Annotated in this window: 4 protein-coding genes; 1 reads left to right on the top strand and 3 read right to left on the bottom strand. The window is 35.8% G+C overall.

Annotated elements, in window-relative coordinates; all coding sequences use genetic code 11:
• A partial coding sequence (locus L6N96_06445; GenBank protein ID MCP8323797.1) for a hypothetical protein occupies positions 1-717 on the top strand: 717 nt, incomplete at its 5' end.
• Here L6N96_06445 and L6N96_06440 read toward each other — a convergent pair.
• The 3 genes from L6N96_06440 to L6N96_06430 all read right to left on the bottom strand — a co-directional run.
• Complete coding sequence (locus L6N96_06440; GenBank protein MCP8323796.1) at positions 709-2,940, bottom strand: glycosyltransferase 87 family protein; 2,232 nt, start codon at positions 2,938-2,940, stop codon at positions 709-711. The two genes, L6N96_06445 and L6N96_06440, sit on opposite strands and share 9 nt — an antisense overlap.
• The gene (locus tag L6N96_06435) at positions 2,906-3,976 is read right to left on the bottom strand and encodes a glycosyltransferase family 4 protein (protein ID MCP8323795.1); all 1,071 of its coding nucleotides are present in this window, start codon (positions 3,974-3,976) and stop codon (positions 2,906-2,908) included. Before L6N96_06435 ends, L6N96_06440 begins: the two co-directional genes overlap by 35 nt.
• Before the next feature lie 195 nt (positions 3,977-4,171).
• Positions 4,172-5,251: hypothetical protein (locus L6N96_06430; GenBank protein ID MCP8323794.1), on the bottom strand; the 1,080-nt coding region annotated here is incomplete at its 5' end.

Raw genomic sequence — 5,251 nt, 5'->3', positions numbered from 1 at the left:
CATGTAAGGGATAACTCTTCTCATGATAAGTCATTACTATATGATTGGATGTTTGACAATGGTTTAATCTTAGTTACGATTGGTTCGACTCAACCCCATAAATACATTTTGAATTCCGATGGTCGTGTATCTTTCAATAAAGATTCATTTAAGTGGAATGATGCAAGCTTCTTTCTAACTACAGGAGGAGTAGAATCTGAGCTATTAAAGGGTAACTTCGGCATAGGCGATTTTACCCCAACTAGGATCACTAGCTCGTTAGGAATCACGAATTGGTGGAGTTTACAAGGGTTTGATAAAGATAACATAGCACAAGAGGGCATAGATTTCTATGGTTATGGGGATTATAACTTGCTCTATCAAGGAGTTATGTATAACTTGACACTCCCGGCCTTCATAAATGTAGGTGAAGGTGGATGGCTTGCTTTAGGTGATGATTATAATCAAATGTCAGATGAGAAAGTGATTCATGATCTCATAATGTTACTTTTACATGCCCCTTGGGATTCAGAATGGATACCTTATGGATTTTATTGGGACAACAGTTCTAACTTTTACGAAACTCAAAGTGGAAAGTATGAGATTAATGAAGTCCTTTCCACAGAAGGAATACCTAGCTCTCTAGTTGATGGAGTTTCAGTTCGAATCCTTCTCATAGCCTACAATTCTGACTATAATGAAATCTTAATTCAAGAGAACCTTATTAATTTATCTTAAAATTCTTAATTCTCTGTCAAGAGCGATTAGACATAAGATGAAACCGAACCATATTACAAAGTGCTGTATTTCTAAATGATACTTACTCGACCAATAGATAGCATAATCGATCTCTTCGTTATTCTCAGCATATAAAGGGACTTGTACATTACCTTTATTACTTTGTATCTCAAAGTTGCCGATAGTCACAGTGGCTCCATTTCCATCTTCGATCAACATCGATATTGCCAATTGGGATATTCTATCACCTAAAATGTTTGTAGACCCAGAGATATCTCTAGAATCCTTATCAAGTTTAAAGCATATCCAATTACTTCCTTTTTCTACATTAGATGATATATTAAATGTGTATAACCAATCGTCTGTAATATCGAAGACATCAAAGAGTATCTTAGATAAATTTCCTTTGTCTAGTCTAAGGTTTAATTTTACTTCAAAATTTTCATCAACTATCTCATCAACAGGGTATGCAAGTCTAAATAAGGTATTCTGCTTGTCTACACCTCTATCTTCAACAGTTATATTAAGCATAGACACATTTCCTTCAATCGCAGATATGTTTACATCGGCATCACCATAGAGTCCATCAGTGATACGGAATGGGATGGAAGGGTAGACCATCAATAACTTTAGTGTATAGCTTGAGGGATAATCGGTTACAAAAAAATATCTTGTATCATCAAAGTAGCCTCTAAAGCTAGGGGGATTTATATTCCCTTTCTCCAAAATCCTTGATTCAGGTTGAGAGACAACTTGGACAATAACTTCTGATCGAGTTTCAAGCTTCAGCATGACTCGATCATCTTTCGCTAGTTTTCCTAATGATATATATTCTGGTCTATTTAGAGAGAGCTCTACATTTTTCTCCGTTTCATTAAATTTAATAGAACTTTGAACAGAAATGACTAGCCCTATAAGAATAACTACCGAAAGAATTACCAATATGGAAGGCTTCCAAGCCTTTTTTAAAGTGGAAGCTATATTGATCTTGGCCCATTTATAATTGATTTTCAAAGATATTTTATGTCTTAAAGAATAAGCATGGTGAGAAGTTTGATAAAGAATAACGATAAAGAAAATTGTCCTAATTAATATGGCGGATACTAGAAGGACATAGTGCTGATCACTCCATCCTGCATTCCAAGTAAGCCATTGGAGCATTTGAGAGGATTCAAGGACCAATATTAATGGCACCATATAGCTACCTAATGCTATAAGCACATAGAAGGGAGAAGTTACAGAAAACTGGGTACTGTACCCTTTAAAAAAAAACATATACGAGAAATATGTAAATCCAACAAATTGGAGTATGTATTGTTTCTTTCCTTTAAAGATTAATACTCCAAATAAAATCAAGGCAAAGGGAGCAATGGTCAAAAGAGGGGGGAGCCAAGGATAGTTCCAAAGATAGAATACATGATCGTATGGTGAAAGATCGTACATATTTAAAAGATCGGTGTGATAAAAGAATTGATCGAATGCAGGATGTAGAAAACCTCCATGACTATACCAACCTTCGATAAGTGCCCAGACAGTCTCCCAGGGTCCTCTTGTCCCGTGATGTATAAAAGTAGAGTAGTACGTAAAAAAATCAAAGATAAGAAATGGCAAAGATATAGCAAGTATCAAAATGGCTGTTGCCCTGATAAGCTTATACCGTTCCTTCCATTTATCGAAGTAAAAAATTGAAGGTATAAGTAAAAGGAGAGGAAATCCTTTTGACATTACGCCTAATCCTATCATTAAACCTGTGAGACCTGGTCTCCTTTGTATAAGATAGTAAATGGCAAATGCTGAGAAAAAGAGGGCAATAACATCATTAGAATATGCATTTGTCAATGCTATTGATGGCAGTAATGCAAAGATTAAGGAAGTTTGGAGGGCCTTTCTCTCCCCTTTTAGAGACTTAATTATAAGAAATAGCAGATAAAGGGTTGATATAAGTAGAACTAAATTTAGAGCTCTAAAGCCGTAAGTGAAGAAAAGATCGTTTTGACCTGTGATAAAATACACAGCAAAATAGGGTAAAAAGCCAATTGGTGGATAACCTTCTCTATATTCTATGTAAGGAATAACATCATTTGTATTTAGATAGTCGTAAAAGTTGTACCACTCATATCCTAACTCTAGTGGTACAGCCATGAGATAAATGATAGCTAGAATTACGGTGTAAAAAATGAATAGAAGTCTAATGGGGGTGATACGGAGTTTCTTTAAAATCATTGAGGTTCCCCGATTTATTTTTACAATTTATTACGGTATCATATACATCAAGATAGCTCTGGGCAACATTTTCCCATCTGTATTGTGTTACCACATGTCTTCCCTTGTCTATAAAGGGTCCCCTTACGGAGGGGTCATGAAAGAAATTTAATGCCTCCCGTAAGCTTTCTATACTTCCAGGCTTTACTAAAAGTCCAAAATCTTTCACAACATCTCTAACACCGGGTAAATCAGATGCTATTACTGCACACCCACTAGCTGCAGCCTCTAATGTAACAAGTCCGAATGCTTCGTTTTTACTTACGCTAGGTAAAACAAGAACATCCGAGCTCAAATACAATTGTCTGAGCTCGGTATCACTCACATTCCCATAAAATCTTACATTATCCAATTTAAGATTTTTAGCTAATTCTTTATAAAAAATTAAGTCAGGTCCATCTCCTACCATCCTAAGATCGGCTGCTAAGCCCTTTACAGCTTGTAGTAGGATTTTTTGACCTTTGTATGATCTCATTTGACCTACAAAAAGCACATTGTAGCTATCATGCATAATACGATCACCTTGGAAAAGTTCAGCATTCACGGCCCATGGAATTACAAACTTCCTTTCACATCCCTTAATATATTCTAAGTAGGATTTTGAACTAACCACTATTGCATCTGAGAATTGAAGGATGTGATTTATAAAAAGGTTGTAAAGATTAGGAAGATGATAAAAGTAAAAATTTACTAGGCAATGTAAAGTATAAACGATAGGTTTCCGAGTTAGCTTTCCTAGCATGAATGCAACATCAGAAAAACTAGGCGTATGTCCATGGATGTTTATGATGTCGTATTTTTTGGACATTATCTTGTTTAAGATGCCTTTACCTAATACTAACTTTACTTCACCAGCCATTGTGTGGTGAAGGTCTCTCACGGAGAGGATGTCAATTTCACAACCTAATTTTCTAAGACATTCAGAAAGATTTTGTATACACCTAGCAAAACCACTCTTTGTAGGAGGTACCTCACTAATTATTTGAAGTACTCTCATAATAAACCCCAAATCTTTAAACGTTAATTGGTAAAAACATTTCAGAATTTAAATTTATCCGACTTTTTGTGAACATTATAATCATAAAAGATTCGTACAAATAAAGATGCATATTCAAATCATACCTAATTTCAGTAAACATTTTAGATAATCAGGACACCCCTTCTATCATCATCCTTCTGGATATAAAAGACTTTAGGGTTCTGGATGTTGTGGCTTCTCGGTTATCGTTCCAAGCTTCTCTACTAGAAGAATCACTGGAAAGTCCTGCGTGAGACTTGAGTGATGAATATCATAGTATATTAACATAACTAAGGACGTTACACCAGGATTCTGCATTTTTAGGGCAACTATGCCAGGAAGGAAGAACCATTTCGATTCACCATTATTATCGATATATATCTCACCAAGCATTATATCATCACCGAAACTATCTTCTGGGTCCATCAAGCTGTTATCGTTCTCATCTATCCAATCCAGCACACCATTACCATCATCCACAAAGATAGGCAACTCAGTATCGAAAAGGGCTTGAGATGCCCAGAAAGTATCCTTGCCACGATAGCCATATACCATTAGACTAAAAGTACCATTGATATCGATATATGTTGATAGTGTCCCTATACCTGCTCTACCAAGATCTGTAATGAGAGTTCCTGGCACTTTTGTATCTAGTGCGTAACCCCTTGTAGAACCGTAGAATGTAGCTCCCCAATCAGACGAGAATAGAAAGTCAAACTTATTTTGCCTGTAAACTACTTGTGTAAATTCATTATAATATTCGGCAAAAACATTTGCCATTGGACCACCTACAGTTATTATGTTTGAGCTTGAGATCGGTACTGTACTATTCCAATCGTCCTTAAGCGCTGTCCTTAAATCTCCTTCAAGAGAAGCATTATAATAGTAATAGTAGTCTACTGGTTCATCACCTAACCCGAACTTTCTCAATAAAGATGGTTTATCAGGATTATTCATATCTAAGGCAGAATATTTTACAGATATTCCCATTAATGAGTCGAAGGCATCCTTTATTAGAGTTGCACTAAGGTCGTCTATTGGTTCTGCATCTCTACCTATATTTACCCACTCATATGATCCAGACCTTGTTGAATAAAGCACCTTGATTAAAGCACCTTCTTCTATTTCTAACGGGTTAGAGATTTCACCATCTTCTATGAAATATACATTTGCTTGCACAGTTCCATCTGTCACATTTATTACATAATCTTCTCCTCTCTTGAGAAGTGTTAGCTCTCCTGATTTATTAACTGG

Source organism: Candidatus Methylarchaceae archaeon HK02M2 (genome assembly GCA_024256165.1).
In the GTDB taxonomy this organism is placed as follows: domain Archaea; phylum Thermoproteota; class Nitrososphaeria; order Nitrososphaerales; family JACAEJ01; genus HK02M2.
This window is presented reverse-complemented; position numbering and strand designations above follow the sequence as displayed.